Origin of the sequence: Sphingomonas melonis (assembly GCF_013409985.1) — a bacterium.
In the GTDB taxonomy this organism is placed as follows: domain Bacteria; phylum Pseudomonadota; class Alphaproteobacteria; order Sphingomonadales; family Sphingomonadaceae; genus Sphingomonas; species Sphingomonas melonis_A.
Map to the genome: position 1 here is coordinate 494,804 of NZ_JACCBY010000003.1, position 14,432 is coordinate 509,235.

At 68.9% G+C, this 14,432-nt stretch carries 19 protein-coding genes and 1 tRNA gene; 15 read left to right on the forward strand and 5 right to left on the reverse strand.

Annotated elements, in window-relative coordinates; genetic code table 11:
- The first annotated feature begins 139 nt into the window (after window positions 1-139).
- The 5 genes from HD841_RS13100 to uxuA all read left to right on the forward strand — a co-directional run bounded on the left by HD841_RS13100 (window position 140) and on the right by uxuA (window position 6,434).
- Window positions 140-1,420 carry an EAL domain-containing protein gene (locus HD841_RS13100; RefSeq protein ID WP_179509301.1) on the forward strand — a complete coding sequence of 427 codons (1,281 nt, stop codon included), beginning with the start codon at window positions 140-142 and terminating at the stop codon, window positions 1,418-1,420.
- A gap of 2 nt (window positions 1,421-1,422) precedes the next feature.
- Window positions 1,423-3,843, forward strand: a complete 2,421-nt coding sequence (locus tag HD841_RS13105) for an ATP-binding protein (protein ID WP_179509302.1) — start codon at window positions 1,423-1,425, stop codon at window positions 3,841-3,843.
- 55 nt (window positions 3,844-3,898) lie between these two features.
- Window positions 3,899-4,288, forward strand: coding sequence for a response regulator (locus tag HD841_RS13110; protein ID WP_179509303.1), 390 nt, complete (start codon window positions 3,899-3,901; stop codon window positions 4,286-4,288).
- Window positions 4,289-4,378: 90 nt separating this feature from the next.
- On the forward strand, window positions 4,379-5,176 hold the full coding sequence (locus HD841_RS13115; protein WP_179509304.1) for a FadR/GntR family transcriptional regulator: 798 nt from the start codon (window positions 4,379-4,381) through the stop codon (window positions 5,174-5,176).
- Between the two features lie 109 nt (window positions 5,177-5,285).
- Complete coding sequence (gene uxuA / locus HD841_RS13120) at window positions 5,286-6,434, forward strand: mannonate dehydratase (protein WP_257015528.1); 1,149 nt, start codon at window positions 5,286-5,288, stop codon at window positions 6,432-6,434.
- Between the two features lie 30 nt (window positions 6,435-6,464).
- Here uxuA and HD841_RS13125 read toward each other — a convergent pair whose 3' ends face one another.
- Complete coding sequence (locus HD841_RS13125) at window positions 6,465-7,316, reverse strand: class I SAM-dependent methyltransferase (protein ID WP_179509306.1); 852 nt, start codon at window positions 7,314-7,316, stop codon at window positions 6,465-6,467.
- 42 nt (window positions 7,317-7,358) lie between these two features.
- On the opposite strand from HD841_RS13125, the gene HD841_RS13130 reads away from it, so the two are divergent.
- From HD841_RS13130 to HD841_RS13155, 6 genes are all read left to right on the forward strand, one after another.
- Window positions 7,359-8,138: a ComF family protein gene (locus HD841_RS13130; RefSeq protein WP_373563015.1), complete on the forward strand. Its 780-nt coding sequence runs from the start codon at window positions 7,359-7,361 to the stop codon at window positions 8,136-8,138.
- A 31-nt stretch (window positions 8,139-8,169) separates the two neighbouring features.
- A complete protein-coding gene (gene grxC, locus HD841_RS13135; RefSeq protein WP_179509307.1) occupies window positions 8,170-8,427 on the forward strand; it encodes a glutaredoxin 3 in 258 nt (85 codons plus the stop codon).
- On the forward strand, window positions 8,424-9,245 hold the full coding sequence (locus tag HD841_RS13140; RefSeq protein WP_179509308.1) for a carbon-nitrogen hydrolase family protein: 822 nt from the start codon (window positions 8,424-8,426) through the stop codon (window positions 9,243-9,245). Before grxC ends, HD841_RS13140 begins: the two co-directional genes overlap by 4 nt.
- Window positions 9,242-9,673 (forward strand): DUF1178 family protein, encoded by a 432-nt coding sequence (locus HD841_RS13145; RefSeq protein WP_179509309.1) that lies wholly within the window; start codon window positions 9,242-9,244, stop codon window positions 9,671-9,673. Before HD841_RS13140 ends, HD841_RS13145 begins: the two co-directional genes overlap by 4 nt.
- Window positions 9,674-9,716: 43 nt before the next feature.
- Window positions 9,717-9,793, forward strand: a tRNA-Arg gene (locus HD841_RS13150).
- Between the two features lie 251 nt (window positions 9,794-10,044).
- Window positions 10,045-10,221: a hypothetical protein gene (locus tag HD841_RS13155; protein WP_179508883.1), complete on the forward strand. Its 177-nt coding sequence runs from the start codon at window positions 10,045-10,047 to the stop codon at window positions 10,219-10,221.
- 106 nt (window positions 10,222-10,327) lie between these two features.
- On the opposite strand, the gene HD841_RS13160 is transcribed toward HD841_RS13155, so the two are convergent.
- Window positions 10,328-10,588 (reverse strand): SWIB/MDM2 domain-containing protein, encoded by a 261-nt coding sequence (locus tag HD841_RS13160; protein WP_179509310.1) that lies wholly within the window; start codon window positions 10,586-10,588, stop codon window positions 10,328-10,330.
- A 48-nt stretch (window positions 10,589-10,636) separates the two neighbouring features.
- On the reverse strand, window positions 10,637-10,843 hold the full coding sequence (locus HD841_RS13165; protein WP_445013693.1) for a DUF2945 domain-containing protein: 207 nt from the start codon (window positions 10,841-10,843) through the stop codon (window positions 10,637-10,639).
- Window positions 10,844-10,987: 144 nt separating this feature from the next.
- Between HD841_RS13165 and folE the strand changes: the two genes are divergently transcribed.
- The 3 genes from folE to HD841_RS13180 are packed head-to-tail and all read left to right on the forward strand — an operon-like array spanning window position 10,988 to window position 12,694.
- A complete protein-coding gene (gene folE / locus HD841_RS13170) occupies window positions 10,988-11,608 on the forward strand; it encodes a GTP cyclohydrolase I FolE (protein WP_179509311.1) in 621 nt (206 codons plus the stop codon).
- On the forward strand, window positions 11,602-12,351 hold the full coding sequence (locus HD841_RS13175) for an SDR family oxidoreductase (RefSeq protein ID WP_179509312.1): 750 nt from the start codon (window positions 11,602-11,604) through the stop codon (window positions 12,349-12,351). The genes folE and HD841_RS13175 overlap by 7 nt, the downstream gene beginning before the upstream one ends.
- The gene (locus HD841_RS13180; RefSeq protein ID WP_179509313.1) at window positions 12,344-12,694 is read left to right on the forward strand and encodes a dihydroneopterin aldolase; all 351 of its coding nucleotides are present in this window, start codon (window positions 12,344-12,346) and stop codon (window positions 12,692-12,694) included. Before HD841_RS13175 ends, HD841_RS13180 begins: the two co-directional genes overlap by 8 nt.
- Here HD841_RS13180 and HD841_RS13185 read toward each other — a convergent pair.
- Entirely contained in the window at window positions 12,691-13,191 is a 501-nt protein-coding gene (locus HD841_RS13185) for an isochorismatase family protein (RefSeq protein ID WP_179509314.1), read from the reverse strand. The genes HD841_RS13180 and HD841_RS13185 overlap by 4 nt on opposite strands.
- Window positions 13,192-13,391: 200 nt before the next feature.
- On the opposite strand from HD841_RS13185, the gene HD841_RS13190 reads away from it, so the two are divergent.
- On the forward strand, window positions 13,392-14,207 hold the full coding sequence (locus tag HD841_RS13190; protein ID WP_179509315.1) for a hypothetical protein: 816 nt from the start codon (window positions 13,392-13,394) through the stop codon (window positions 14,205-14,207).
- Here HD841_RS13190 and HD841_RS13195 read toward each other — a convergent pair.
- Complete coding sequence (locus tag HD841_RS13195; protein ID WP_179509316.1) at window positions 14,204-14,431, reverse strand: hypothetical protein; 228 nt, start codon at window positions 14,429-14,431, stop codon at window positions 14,204-14,206. The genes HD841_RS13190 and HD841_RS13195 overlap by 4 nt on opposite strands.
- Window position 14,432: the final 1 nt, after the last annotated feature.

Genomic DNA, 14,432 nt, shown 5'->3' on the forward strand with positions numbered 1-14,432 from the left:
CTTTCTTAACGCTTCGTTAAGCATTTAACAATCCGTCCCGCAGGGGCTTAGATGGCTCATGCGCGATTAATCTTATCTTCAAACCTGAGCGCCTACCCCAAGGCTCATGACCGTCGCGCACCGCCCGGAAACCGTAGAAATGCTGGCTTCTCGCGTCAGGTCGGACGCGCGGAGGGCGGCCGAACCGGCGTTCCGGTTTCAGCTGATCGCGGAAATCGCCAATTTCACCGAATTGCGCCGGCGTCTCGGCTGCGCGCGTGCCGAGCTGCTCGTCGGCCTCGTCACCGACCGAGTCGCGCAGGTGTTGCCGACCGCCAGCGTGGCCGTGCTTGGCCGTACCCAGATCGCGACGGGCTTCCGCGATCCCGATCGCGGCGCGGTCGACCGCCATATCGCGGCGATCGAGACGGCGCTCGAACAGCCCTTCACGCTCGATGACCAGAATGTCGGCATCCGCCTGACCTTCGGCGCCGCGGCTGCGCCCGCGGCCAATGTCGATGAGGTCGCGCTGGTCGAGGAGGCGGAGAATGCGCTGGCCGAGGCGCGGACCGCCTATCGCGCGATCACGCATGCGGTCGCGCCACGCGCGGCGGGCGACGTGCTCGATATCGCCCGCGAACTCGACCAGGCGATCGATCGCGGCGAACTGGTGCTGCACTATCAGCCCAAGATCCACGTCCGCCACCAGGAGATTCGTAGCGCCGAGGCCCTGGTCCGCTGGCATCACCCCGAACGCGGGCTGGTGATGCCCAACGACTTCATCGCGGTCGCCGAAGAGTGCATGCTGATCGACCGGATGACCCTGTGGACGATCCGCCGCGCCATCGAGGATCAGCGCACACTCGCCGCGCGCGGTCATGACTTGCGGCTGTTCATCAACATCGCCGGCCAGTTGCTTGCCGACAGCGCCTTCGTGCGTGCCGCCTGCGACCTCGTCGGCGGCAGCGACGCGAAGCTCGGCTTCGAGATTACCGAAACCTCGGTCATCCGCGATCCCGCGAGCGCGATCGCCAACCTTCAGACCTTCGCGGATTTCGGCATCACCATCGCGATCGACGATTATGGTGCCGGCCTGTCCTCGCTCGCCTATCTCAAGCAACTGCCCGCGCGCGAACTGAAGATCGACAAGCTGTTCGTCACGCAACTCACCAGTTCGAACCGCGATCCGCTCATCGTCCGCTCGACCATCGATCTCGCCCATGCGCTCGAGATGGAGGTCGTCGCCGAGGGCGTGGAAACGCACGCCGCGCTCGCGCTGCTGACCGTCATGGGGTGCGACATGGTGCAGGGTTTCCTGATCAGCCGCCCGGTCGTGCTCGACTCGCTCATCGAGTATCTGGACGAAGGGCGTCATCGCGCGCCCGCGCCCGATCCGCTCGCCGGTTTCGGCGGCTTCGCCGCGACCCGGCGCGTCGTGTGACGATGCGCGACAGGCCGTGGCGGGCGTGGCTGGCGGCGGCCCTGCTGGCGCTGATCCCCAATTCCGCGATGGCGGACGGTTTCGACAGGCTGGTGGCCGACGCCAAGACCGCGATGCTCAGCGACCCGAATCGGACCGCCGATCGCGCGCTGGCTGCGGAGCGACTGGCTGATCGCCAGCCTCCGTCGCGTGAACGCGCGATCCGCCAGGCCACGGCAAGCTGGCTCCGCGGCGAGGCGTTGATGCGCCTTAACGATGTCGAGGCTGCCGAGCCGCTGATCGACAAGGCGGTCGCGTTGTCCTCTCGGCTTGCGCCGGGATCGGAGTTGCAGGGCGACGCGCTGCTCGCCAGCGGCTGGATCAGCACCGTCCATGCCGATGTCGCGCAGGCGCTCAGCGACTATCAGCGCGCCCACGGCATCTTCCAGGCGCTAGGCAATACCCGCAGTCAAGCGAAGGCACTGCAATCGATCGGTTCGCTGTATGCCGATGCCAACGATCACGTCAGCGCGCTACGCTATTACGATCAGGCATTGTCGCTTTACAAATCCGACCCGATGCTGGCGCTTACGCTGTACAACAATCGCGGTAATTCGCTGAAGGATCTTGGCCGTTATCGCGAGGCGGCAGCGCAGTTCCGGAACGGTCTTGCCTTGACGGAGCGGATGAACAGCCCGCTGCTCCGCGTCCTCATCCTCGGCAACATCGCCGAGGCGCGGCTGATGGACAAGGACGTGGCCGGCGCGCAGCGCGCCATCGACCAGGGCCTCAGGCTGTCGACCCGCGGCGAAGCCGCCGGCTTCCGCAAGACATTGATCGGTCTCGACGCGCAGGCGGCGTACCAGCGCGGCACCATTCCACGTGCCCTGGCGCTGATCGCCGAGCGGTTTGCCGGCGAAGACCTCGACCGCACGACCCTGATCGACCGCGAGGCGCATCGCACCGCTTACACGATCTATCGCGCCGCCGGCCAACCCGAACTGGCGCTGCGTCATCTCGTCGCGCTGAAGCGGCTCGACGACGAATCGACCGCGCTTGCCCGCTCGACCAGCGCGGCGCTGATGGCGGCGCGGTTCGACTTCGCGAATCAGGAACTCAAGATCGCCAGCCTGCAGCGCGACGAGGCCCGCCGCAACGTCGCCTACGAACAGGCGCGCGCACGCACGCAGCGCAACATCTTCCTCGGCGTCGTCGCCTCGACGATCCTCGCCATCGGCCTGCTCGGCTTCGGCCTGCTCACGCTGCGCCGCAGCCGCAACGAGGTGCGTGCCGCGAACAACGACCTTGCCGTCACCAACACCGCGCTCGGCAAGGCGCTCGCGGCCAAGACCGAATTCCTCGCCACCACCAGCCACGAGATCCGCACCCCGCTCAACGGCATTCTCGGCATGACGCAGGTGATGCTCGCCGATGCACGGATCGGCGGGACGACGCGCGACCGGCTCGGCGTGGTGCACAGCGCCGGCGTGACGATGCGGACGCTCGTCGACGACATCCTCGACGTCGCCAAGATGGAGACCGGCAACCTCACCGTCGAGGAGGCGCCGTTCGACCTGCGCGCGATGCTCGGCGAATCGACCCGGCTCTGGCAGGATCAGGCGGAGACCAAGGGCATCGCCTTCCACCGCGACATTGCGGATTGTCCGGGGATGATCGTCGGCGACGCCGCGCGGCTGCGCCAGATCGTGTTCAACCTGATGTCCAACGCGCTGAAATTCACCACGACGGGCAGCGTCACCCTGCACGCCGCCGCCGTCGGCGAAGACCGGCTGCGGATCGTCGTCGCCGACACCGGGATCGGCATACCGGCGGAGACCCGCGACGCGATCTTCGAATCCTTCCGCCAGGCGGACACCAGCACCACCCGCCGCTTCGGCGGCACCGGCCTTGGCCTCGCGATCTGCCGCAATCTGGCGCGTGCGATGGGCGGCGACGTTACGGTGACCAGCGTCATGGGCGAGGGGTCGCGGTTCATCGTCGAGCTGCCGCTGGTCCGGGCCGAGGCGCCCGCCGTCAGCGCCGTCGCCACGCCGGGTATGGCGGGCCTGCTGGTGCTCGACCGCAATCCGATCACGCGCAGCATGTTGCGCACGTTGATGATGCCGCATGCCGGATCGGTGGTGGCGACCGCGACGGTGGACGAGGCGATCGCGGCGCTCGCCGGCACGCGTTTCGAGCGATTGCTCATCGACGCGAGCGCGCTATACGACGGTGACGATGCCGTTGCGCCGCTGCGTCAGCTCGCCGCCGCCGCCGTCGGCAGCGACGTCACGATCCTCTGGCCGGCGGGCGCCGTGCCGGATCGTATCGCATCCGAAACGGACCATGCTTTCCGTAGCGTTCTTAAACCCGTCAGCGGTGCGGAATTGGTCGCATTACTGTATCCGACAGGCCATGTGGCGCTTGTATCACAGGCAGCTTGACGCGTAGACGCATGAGCATGTTTTCGCTGATCCCACCGACCTTGCAGACCTTCCGATGAACGTCCTGTTCATCGAGGATGACCGGATGAACCGGCGCGTCGTTCGGGACATGCTCGATGTCGCTGGCGTCCAGATGATGGAGGCGGAAAGCGCCGAGATCGGGTTGAGCATCATCGACGCGCAGGATTTCGACATGCTGCTGATCGATCTGCGCATGCCCGGCATGGACGGCATCACCGCGATCGGCCACATCCGCGCCCGTCCCGACGCCAAGGCGCGGGTGCCGATCATCGTCATCACCGCCGATACCGCGCTCGACCTGCGCGAGCGGTGCATCGCCGCGGGGGCGGACGAGGTGCTGTTCAAGCCGGTGGCGATGGATGCGCTGTTCGAGGCGATGGGCCGCATCCTCGCGCGCGATGCCGGCGGCGGCATGCTCGTCTGACGGAACCGACGACGGGCGACGCAGCGGCCTTTCCTTGCACGGACATGTCGTAGTAATGAGGATGTTCAGACGCTCTAATTGGTAAGTCCGATGTCCAAGACGATCACTCGCAGGCCTTCGCACGTCGATCTCGGTAAGGAGAGCGCCACCAACGACCGGCTGTACCAACGGTTGGCACGCAAATTGTTCGACCAGCTCGCCTCGGGCGCCTTTGCGATCGGCGATCGCCTGCCCGCCGAGCGCGAACTGGCGATCGAATATGGCGCCAGCCGCCCGGCGGTGCGCGAGGCGCTGATCGCGCTCGAGGTCCAGGGCTTCATCGAAGTGCGCGTCGGATCGGGCGCCTATGTCTGCCGCCTGCCCGGGCAGGGCGAGGAGCCCGGCTTTGCGATCACCGCCTTCGAGCTGACCGAGGCGCGGCTGATCTTCGAAGGCGAGGCGGCGGCGCTGGCGGCCTTGCACGTGACGGATGACCAGATCGATCGGCTCGACGCGCTCGTCGCCGCGATGGCCACCGAGAATCTGTTGCCCGAGGTGACCGAGGAGGCGGATCGCGATTTCCACCTCACCATCGCCGCGGCGACCCGCAATGCGGGCATCGTGCGGACGATCGAGGATCTGTGGCATCTGCGCTCGACCTCGCCCGAATGTGCGCTGCTCCATGCCAAGGCGCGCAACGCCAAGGTGCGGCCGGTGGTCGAGGAACATGCCGCGATCATCGAGGCGCTGCGCGCGCGCGACGCCAATGCCGCCCGCGCCGCGATGCGCGCGCATCTGTCGGCGGTGATGGATCATCTGCTGTTCCGCACCGAGGAGCTGGCGGTCGAGGAGGTGCGCCGCTCGCTCGCCAGTACGCGCCAGCGCTATACGGCTTTGCCTGCCGGTTGATACCAAGCTGGCAAACCGCACGCTTCTATGTTGTCAGACCAATCATCCTGCTGCTAGTCACCTCCCCAATTAGGATGGGGATAGCCGGCAGATGATGATGACCCAAACCATGCGGTGGTTTGGCCCGAACGACCCGGTGCCGCTCGCCGCGATCCGGCAGGCCGGCGCGACCGGGGTGGTGACCGCGCTGCACGAGGTGCCGAACGGCGAGGCCTGGCCCGATGCGCAGATCGCCGCGCGCAAGCGGATGATCGCGGACGCGGGGCTCGACTGGACGGTGGTCGAGAGCCTGCCGGTCGCCGAAGGGCTCAAGACCCGCTCGGCGGAATGGGACCGTCTGATCGAGGCCTATGTGGTCAGCCTCCGCCGTCTCGCCGCGCATGGCGTGGACGTGGTGACCTATAATTTCATGCCGCTGCTCGACTGGACGCGCACCGACCTCGGCTGGGAGCTGCCCGACGGCGCGCGCGCGTTGCGGTTCGAGATGCACGCGCTCGCCGCCTATGACATCCACCTGCTGCGCCGGCCCGGCGCCGAGGCGGCCTATCCGCCCGCCGTGGTGGCCGCGGCGGCGGAGCGGTTCGCCGCGCTCGACGAGCAGGGGCGCCATCGGCTGGAGCGGACGATCATCGCCGGCCTGCCGGGCAGCGAGGAAAGCTTCACCTCGGCCGAGCTGCTGCGCCAGATCGGCACCTATGCGGCAATCGATGCCGACCGGCTGCGCGCCAATCACGTCGCCTTCCTGGACGCGGTCTGCCCGGTCGCCGAGGCCGAGGGCATCCGGCTCGTCGTCCATCCCGACGATCCGCCGTTCCCGATCTTCGGCCTGCCGCGCGTGGTCAGCACCGAGGCGGACGTGACCGCATTGTTCGCCGCGGTGCCGTCGCCGGCCAACGGCCTGTGCTTTTGCAGCGGCTCGTTCGGGGTGCGCGCCGACAATGACCTGCCGGGGATGGTCCGGCGTCTGGGTGAACGGATCGGCTTCCTCCATCTCCGCTCGGTGCAGCGCGAGGCGGACGGCGCGTTCCACGAGGCCGAGCATCTGCGCGGCGATGCCGACATGCCGGCGATCGTCGCCGAAGTGGTCGACCTGCAACACCGCACCGGCCGCTCGCTGCCGATGCGCCCCGACCATGGCCACCAGATGGTCGACGATCTGCACAAGCGCACCAACCCCGGCTATTCGCTGATCGGCCGCCTGCGCGGCCTCGCCGAATTGCGCGGCCTCGAAACCGGACTGATCCACGCGCGCGGGTGAGGCGGCGGCCGTGACCGGGCCGGCAGGCGGCTAATCCGGCTGTGGCGGCGAGGACGGGACGCGCAGCGCGGCGGCGAGCGAGGAGGTGGCGCTGCCGCGGCGCGCCGGCTTGGGCTGCGACGCATCGGGCGCCCAGCCGGTGAGGAAGACGATCGAGAACCGCTCGGTCGTGCGTCCATCCGGCCCCGCCGCCGCCGCGAAGGCCGCCGCCGCGCGGGCGAGCGTGTCGCGCGTCATCGCCGAGCGTCCGATCAGGATGTTGCTCGCCGCCATGCCGCGCAGATCGTCGAGCAGCCGCCCGAAGCTCGCATAGCGAACGTCGAACGTCTCGATATCGGCGACCGGCAGCGCGAAGCCGGCGCGCATCAGCAGGTCGCCCGCCGAGCGGACGTCGATCTGCGGGTGCAGCCGCGCCGCCGGCCGTTCGCCCTCCGCGACGCGCAGCGCCGCGCGCAGCGCCGGCAGGCTGCCGCCGCCGAGGAACGCGCCGAGGAACAGCCCGTCGGGCCGCAGCACGCGGCGGATCAGCGTCAGCGCGCCGGGCAGATCGTTGACCTGGTCGAGCACCCCCGCGCTCAGCACCGCATCGAAGCTGGCATCGGCGAAGGGCAGCCGGTCCTCCTCGCCCTGCACCCCGCCCGCGGCGTGCGCGAAGCGGAAGCCGGGATCGATCCGCGCGATCCGCGCGCCGGGCACGGTCAGGCTGCGGTCGGGCACGCCGATGTCGAGCACGTCGGTGAAGGTGCGCTTCACCGCGGCGAGCCGCTCGACCAGCCCCTCGACCATGACGTCGCGGAGGAAGGCGTGGGCGGGATAGCCCCCGGCGGCGCGGTCGCGGCGCAGGCGGCGGGCAGGGCGATCGAAGATGGCGTTGGCGTTCACCACCCGGCTTGTGCCTGTTGCGGCGGTGCGCGACAAGCGGGCATGCGGACGATCGGCGCGGGCGGATTGGCGGCGATGGCGGCGCGGGGCCGCCGCGCGCTGGCGTCGCTGATCGCGCCGATCGTCGCCGCGGCGCTGCCGCCGCGCTGTCCGGGTTGCGGCGTGCCGGTGGCGGCGGATCACCGTTTCTGCGCCGCCTGCTGGCGCGGGCTGCGCTGGCTGACGCCGCCCTGGTGCGCCGCGTGCAACCGCCCGTTCGCCTATGACCGCGGCCCCGGCGCGCGCTGCGCCGCCTGCCTCGCCGACCCGCCGCGCCATGCCGGCATCCGCGCCGCGGTCGCCTATGGCGCGGTCGCGCGACGGCTGGCGCTGAAGCTGAAATATGGCGGCCGCATCGGCATCGCCGCGACGATGGCGGACCGGATGGCGCCGATCCTGCCACCCGATGTCGACCTGCTCGTGCCGGTGCCGCTGCATCGCTGGCGCTTGTGGCGGCGCGGCTTCAACCAGGCGGGGCTGATCGCCGCCGCGGTGCATCGCCGCACGCAGGTCGCGCACGATCCCTGCGCGCTTGTCCGCGCCCGCGCGACGGTGCCGCTGCGCGGGCTCGGCCGCCGTCTTCGCCGCCATGCGGTGGCCGGCGCCTTCGTGGTGCGCGATCCGGCACGGGTGGCGGGACGACGGATCGCGCTGGTCGACGACGTCTATACCAGCGGCGCCACCGCGGCCGCCTGTACGCAGGCGCTGCTGCAAGCCGGTGCCGTGTCGGTGGTCGTGCTGTGCTGGGCACGGGTGGTCGGGACCGGGGAGGGGGGCGATTGACAAGCTGCCCGCCAGCCCACACCTCAAGCGGATGGCAAAGGTCGAAATCTACACCAAGGCATATTGTCCCTATTGCACGCGCGCGATGGCGTTGCTGGCATCCAAGGGCGTGACGCCGCAGGAATATGACATCTCGCTGGGCGGTCCGCAGCGGCAGGAGATGATCCAGCGCGCCAACGGCCGCACCACCGTGCCGCAGGTGTTCATCGACGGCGCGCATATCGGCGGTTCGGACGACCTCGCCGCGCTCAACGCGCGCGGAGGATTGGACCCGCTGCTCGCGGCATGAGGATCGCGCTGCTGCAGATGACGAGCGGGATCGATCCCGCCGTCAATGCCGCGGACATGCGCCACGGCATCACCGCCGCGGCGGCGAACGGTGCCGGCATGGTCTTCCTGCCCGAGATGGCGGGGCTGATCGATCGCGACCGCACCCGCGCCGCCGCCGCGATCCATGCCGAGGCCGACGATCCGGTGCTGGCATCGGTGCGGCGGGCTGCGGCCGATGCCGGCCTGTGGGTGCATATAGGCTCGCTCGCGGTGCGCCGTTCCGACGGCCGCTACGCCAATCGCAGCTTCGTGATCGACGCGTCCGGAGAGATACGCGCATGCTACGACAAGCTCCACCTGTTCGACGTCGACCTGCCGACCGGTGAGAGCTGGCGCGAATCCGCCGCTTACGCACCCGGCGATGCCGCGGTCGTGGTCGCGACTCCGCTCGGCGCGCTCGGCCTGTCGATCTGCTACGATCTGCGCTTTCCCGCGCTGTACGCGGCGCTCGCCGCGGCCGGCGCGCAGCTGCTCGCGGTGCCCGCCGCCTTTACCCGGCCGACCGGCGCGGCGCACTGGCACGCGCTGCTGCGCGCCCGCGCGATCGAGACCGGCTGTTTCGTCATCGCCTCCGCACAGGCGGGCGCGCATGAGGATGGCCGCGCCACCTATGGCCATTCGCTGGTGGTCGATCCCTGGGGCGACGTGCTGCTCGACATGGGCGAGGCGCGCGGGCTGGGGTTGGCGGAGATCGATCTGGCGCGCGTCGCCGATGTCCGCGCGCGCATTCCCGTGCTCGACCACACCCGCGCCATTCCGCCGGTCACCCGCGCGTGATCGTCTTCGACCTGCGCTGCGGGCTGGATCACGTCTTCGAGGCATGGTTCGCCTCCAGCGCCGCTTATGATGCGCAGGCGGCGGCGGGGCTGCTCGCCTGTCCGATGTGCGGCGATACCGCGATCGGCAAGGCGGTGATGGCGCCGAGCATTCCCGCCAAGGGCAACCGCCGCGCCGACCTGCCGCCCGCCGCCGCGATCAAGGCGGCGCTGAGCGAGATTGCCGCCAGCCAGGCCAAGGCGCTCGCCGACTCCGCCTGGGTCGGTGGCGATTTCGCGACGCGGGCCCGCGCGATGCACGACGGCGAAGAGGCCGTCCGCCCGATCCACGGGCAGGCCAGCTTGGCGGAGGCGAAGGCGCTGGTCAAGGATGGCGTGCCGGTCGCGCCGCTGCTCTGTCCGGTGGTGCCGCCCGAAAAGGCGCATTGACCCGCTGGACCCGCCCGGCGCGCGCCGGTATCAGGAGCGTAGTGGCCCCGTAGCTCAGCCGGATAGAGCGCCAGATTCCTAATCTGTAGGTCGCGCGTTCGAATCGCGCCGGGGTCACCATCCCTCCAGCTCTGGATCACCGGTGGGGCGAACCGCGCGACGGCGCGTTATGCCCGGGTCGCGGCGGGCGTTGCCGATCGTGCTCGTCCCATGATCCCGCCGCGACACCCGATCATGTCGACAACGGACATGCTTGCATCGCGCCGCCGGTCGGGGCATAGCGCCCGCCCGCCGGGGGGCGGCAGCACTGCAAAATGCCGGCAACAATTCGCGGCTAGAGCGATGGCCGGATCAGCCATGTGGGGATCAACGTGTTCAGCCAGACCATCAGCGCAACGGCGCCCGCCGAAGCCGATTCGGGCGCTGTGCCCGGCGTTCCGGGCTCGCGGATCAAGCCGCTCGGCTTCTGGCTCTATGTGCTCGTCGGCGTGCTGATGATCATCGGTTCGGCGATCGCGCTGCCGTTCGTGCCCGTCCGCTCGCGCTGAGCGGGCGTCGCGGCCCGTCGCCGCATCGGACACTATAGCGTCAGTGTTGACGTCGGGAGCATCGTCGGCCGCAAATGGCGCGATGCTCCCGATCGAAGAGCCGGGTTCAGGCCTTCACGTGCTGCGAGATATACTTGTTCATCTCGAACATCGTGCACTTGTCGCGGCCGAACACCTTCTGCAGCTTCTCGTCGGCAAGAATTTCGCGCTTGTTTTCAGGGTTCTGCAGGTTGTTGGCCTTGATATATTCCCACACCTTGCTGATCACCTCACTGCGCGGCAGCTTGTCGTTGCCGACGATCGCACCCAGCTCCGCAGAGGGCTGTACGGGCGCATGGATGCCGCCGGTCTTGGTAGTCGTAGCCATCGCATTCCTTCCTGCTCGCGCCCGGTCCAGCCCGGGCGCTCTCAAACGTTACGCTTTCTTCAGCGCGGTCGCCTTGTGCGCTGCCTTTCCACCGTTGTCACTCTTTACGATATATTGCGGGTCGTCCTTCGAGGCGCGGACGGTATGCCCCTTGATCGCGGTGTCGCTGGTCTGCTTCTTCTCGACCGTGCCGTGCGCGGTGCCGCCATGGCTCTTCCACGTCACTTCGTCGCCCTTCTTGAGGTCCGTCATCATCCGTCTCCCATGCGTTCAACCGGCTAACAGCGTGCCAATGCGTCAAAGGGTTGCACGCGGCGGCGCAGCCACGGTTGGACGCGTTGCGGAAACGAACTTATGGATGCCGCCGCCGCCGCAGGCGGCTGGACGAAGGGACGACACATGACCGATCAGCACGACACGCCGGACGAGGGCAGCACCGCCGCAACCGGTGACGCGCCGGCCGTCCCCGCCGACGTCGCCGAGGCGATCCGCACCCTGATCCGCTGGGCCGGCGACGATCCGAGCCGCGAAGGGCTGATCGATACGCCGCGCCGCGTCGCCAAGGCGTGGAAGGAATATTGCGCCGGCTATGCCGACGACCCCGCCCAGCACCTCGCCCGCGTGTTCGAGGAGGTGGGCGGCTATGACGAGATCGTGCTGCTCAAGGACATCCCGTTCCAGTCGCATTGCGAACATCACATGGCACCGATCATCGGCAAGGCGCACATCGCCTATCTACCCCGCAACCATGTCGTCGGGATCAGCAAGCTCGCCCGCGTGCTGCACGGCTTCGCGCGCCGGTTGCAGGTGCAGGAGCGGCTCACCGCCGAGGTCGCCGATTGTATCTGGGACAATCTCAAGCCGCAGGGGGTCGCGGTGGTGATCGAGGCGAGCCACGCCTGCATGACCGCGCGCGGGGTGCGCACGCCGGGCGTGTCGATGGTCACCAGCCGGATGATGGGCGTGTTCCGCGAGGACGACCGCAGCCGCAAGGAAGTGCTGGCGCTGATGGGATGCTGAGCGGGGCCGTCCTCGTCACCGGTGGGGCGAAGCGGCTCGGCGCGGTCATCGCGCGCGCCTGTGCCGCCGCCGGCTGGCGGGTGGTGGTCCATTACGGCACCTCCGCCGTGGATGCGCAGGCGCTGGCGGCGGATATCGGCGGCGCGAGCGTGCAGGGCGACCTCGCCGACCCCGCCGCCACCGCGACGCTGCTCGCCCGCGCGCGGGACGCGGCCGGCGGGCCGGTCGGCGCATTGGTCAACAGCGCCTCGCTGTTCGCCTATGACCGCCCCGAGGCGATCGATCCGGCACTCGCGGCGCGGCTGCACGCGATCAACGCGGTCGCGCCGGCGATGCTGGCGGCGGCGCTCGCGGCGCAGGACGATGTCGACGACGGCGCCGTCGTCAACCTGCTCGACCAGAAGCTCGCCAACCCCAATCCCGACTTCTTCAGCTACACGCTCAGCAAATATGCGCTCGCCGGCGCGACCGAGATGCTGGCGCAGGCGCTGGCGCCGAAGGTGCGCGTCAACGCGGTCGCGCCCGGCATCACCCTGCCGAGCGGCGACCAGAGCGAGGCGGACTTTGCCGCGGTGGCCGCGGACAATCTGTTGCGGCGGCCGGTGGGTGCGGACGCCGTCGCGGCGGCGGTGGTCTATCTGCTCGGCGCGCGCAGCGTCACCGGCCAGACGCTCTACGTCGATTGCGGGCAGCGCTTCCTGCGCCGCGACGGCGACGTGATGTTCGCGGGGCGTGATGGCTGACTATACCACGATCCTCGACGGCCTCGAGGTCGCGATGCGCCTCGGCATCCACCCGCATGAGGCGGCGCCGCAGCGGGTCCGCCTGTCGGTATGGATGACGGTCGATTATCCGGCCCCGCCGGGCGCCGATGCGATCGAGGCGGTGCTCGACTATGACTTCCTGCGCGACGGCATCCTCGCCATGGCCGCCGGTCCCGGCTTCGCATTGCAGGAGACGCTGGTCGAGGCGGTCGCGACGCTGTGCCTGGCCGATCCGCGCGTCCGGCACGTGCGCGTGCGGTCGATGAAGCCCGACATTTACCCCGACGCCGCCGTGGGATGCGAGATCACCCGCTCGCGCTAGCGCCAGACCGACGCCGCGGTGACGACGGGCAGCTTCGACGCGAGCGCGCGCAATGCGACCGCATGGACGATGTCGCTCGGTGCGGTGCAGAGGTCGCCGACGACCTGCACATCATAGCCGTCCGCGCTGCGCGACAAAGCGGTGAAGACGACGCAATTCTGGGTCATCATCCCGGCGATCAGCAGCACGTCGACATCGTCCAGGTGCGCGGCGAGATCGGTGCCCTGGAAGGAGGCGGCATGGTGCTTGACGACGACCGGCGCATTGCCGGCCGCGGCAAGGATCGCCGGGCGGATGGCCGCACCGGCGCTCCCCGTCGCGAACGCGCCGGGGCTGCGCGACTCATGCCGGACGAGGATCAGCCGATCACCCGCGGCTTGCGCCTGCCCGATCGCCGCGACGATCCGCGCCTCGACCTCATCAGCCTGCCACAGCGGCAGCGCGCCGCCCGGAAAATACTCGTTCTGAATGTCGATGACGATAAGTGCGCGCGTCATGGCGATCACATGCCTTTGCGGGCTAGCGGTAGCTCAAGCTACGCGGGGGACCGCTCGTTAGCCGAGCGAAACGATTGGGTCTGCCTTACGGCTGCTATAATAGCGAGGCGGGTCGGACAAGGCGGGCATTCACCATGAGCAGTCTCTGCAGACGCTTCGGATGTTTCCGCCATCGGGTGATAACGCTTTGTATTTTCGGGATGACCATGTGGCCGGTTGCGGGCTTTGCGCAGTCCGTCTCGGAGCCGAAGGATAGCGCCGAGATGCTACGGTTGCGGCTCGCGCCGCAGATGAACCCGCTAGGGCGGCCAATGCCCGCGGACGCCGCGCAGCTCGATCGCGCGTATAAGGAGGGACAGTATCTCCAGCTGGTCCGGCGGCTGAACTCTCCATCCGCCCCGGACGATATCGCGCTCGACCTGAATTGGGAGCAATCGCGGCTGTTCGACGGCGCCGGTTTCGTCGTCACCTATGGCTATATGAATGCCCTTTGGCGGCTCGCGCAGATGCTTCCGGTGGCGGACCGTGGCGGGATCGAAGGCTCCGCGGCGATGGTCTTCCTGTACAATTACATCCTCATCGCCGTCGATGGGGTGCGCTGCGGCGATGCGACGGCACCGGTGCATCGCCGTGACCAACTCCTGGGGAACAATCGCGCGATCGTCACGTATCTCGCGGGTTTGCCCGTCGAAGCGAGGATGCGCCTGGCATCGGTCGCGGTCGGGCTTGAACGGGCCACATCGCATGTCCGGCGTAACGATCCGGTACTATGCAGGGGAGGGATGGCGGAGATCATCGCCGGACTGCAGGCACAGGGATCGAAGCCATTGCCGACTGTGCCGGCTGCACCCGGAAGCCCCGGCGATACGGTGCTGGTCCCGCCCAGCGCGACATATACGCCGTCGTTCATCGACGAGGCGACGGCCGGCCCCAAGCAGGATGCAATCCGACAGGCGCTTCCGGAGTCTCTCACCCGGTGGCTGCAAGCGCCGGCGACCGGCTCACCGGCCCCTTAAGTGCCTTCCCGGCCATGCAATCGCGCGATTTCATGGCCGGAAACGGACTTTGGTTTACCCGCGACCGGCGCCGTTGGTGTGCAGCGCCGCAGCTTCGGCTGGCAGGCGATGCCGATCGTCGAGCATACCGGCTTGCCGAGCCTGGTCGTACACGCGCGACAGGTTCTGGTCTGCTCGGTGCAAACCTGCGGTGTTGCCAGCGCGAGGGCGATCAGCGTCAGCATG

Excerpts from the sequence above, each read along its gene's own strand:
- HD841_RS13100 (WP_179509301.1), top strand. The coding sequence starts at position 140 with ATGCTGGCTTCTCGCGTCAGGTCGGACGCGCGGAGGGCGGCCGAACCG.
- HD841_RS13105 (WP_179509302.1), top strand. The coding sequence starts at position 1,423 with ATGCGCGACAGGCCGTGGCGGGCGTGGCTGGCGGCGGCCCTGCTGGCG.
- HD841_RS13110 (WP_179509303.1), top strand. The coding sequence starts at position 3,899 with ATGAACGTCCTGTTCATCGAGGATGACCGGATGAACCGGCGCGTCGTT.
- HD841_RS13115 (WP_179509304.1), top strand. The coding sequence starts at position 4,379 with ATGTCCAAGACGATCACTCGCAGGCCTTCGCACGTCGATCTCGGTAAG.
- uxuA (WP_257015528.1), top strand. The coding sequence starts at position 5,286 with ATGCGGTGGTTTGGCCCGAACGACCCGGTGCCGCTCGCCGCGATCCGG.
- HD841_RS13130 (WP_373563015.1), top strand. The coding sequence starts at position 7,359 with ATGCGGACGATCGGCGCGGGCGGATTGGCGGCGATGGCGGCGCGGGGC.
- grxC (WP_179509307.1), top strand. The coding sequence starts at position 8,170 with ATGGCAAAGGTCGAAATCTACACCAAGGCATATTGTCCCTATTGCACG.
- HD841_RS13140 (WP_179509308.1), top strand. The coding sequence starts at position 8,424 with ATGAGGATCGCGCTGCTGCAGATGACGAGCGGGATCGATCCCGCCGTC.
- HD841_RS13160 (WP_179509310.1), bottom strand. The coding sequence starts at position 10,588 with ATGGCTACGACTACCAAGACCGGCGGCATCCATGCGCCCGTACAGCCC.
- HD841_RS13165 (WP_445013693.1), bottom strand. The coding sequence starts at position 10,843 with ATGATGACGGACCTCAAGAAGGGCGACGAAGTGACGTGGAAGAGCCAT.
- folE (WP_179509311.1), top strand. The coding sequence starts at position 10,988 with ATGACCGATCAGCACGACACGCCGGACGAGGGCAGCACCGCCGCAACC.
- HD841_RS13175 (WP_179509312.1), top strand. The coding sequence starts at position 11,602 with ATGCTGAGCGGGGCCGTCCTCGTCACCGGTGGGGCGAAGCGGCTCGGC.
- HD841_RS13180 (WP_179509313.1), top strand. The coding sequence starts at position 12,344 with ATGGCTGACTATACCACGATCCTCGACGGCCTCGAGGTCGCGATGCGC.
- HD841_RS13185 (WP_179509314.1), bottom strand. The coding sequence starts at position 13,191 with ATGACGCGCGCACTTATCGTCATCGACATTCAGAACGAGTATTTTCCG.
- HD841_RS13190 (WP_179509315.1), top strand. The coding sequence starts at position 13,392 with ATGACCATGTGGCCGGTTGCGGGCTTTGCGCAGTCCGTCTCGGAGCCG.
- HD841_RS13195 (WP_179509316.1), bottom strand. The coding sequence starts at position 14,431 with ATGCTGACGCTGATCGCCCTCGCGCTGGCAACACCGCAGGTTTGCACC.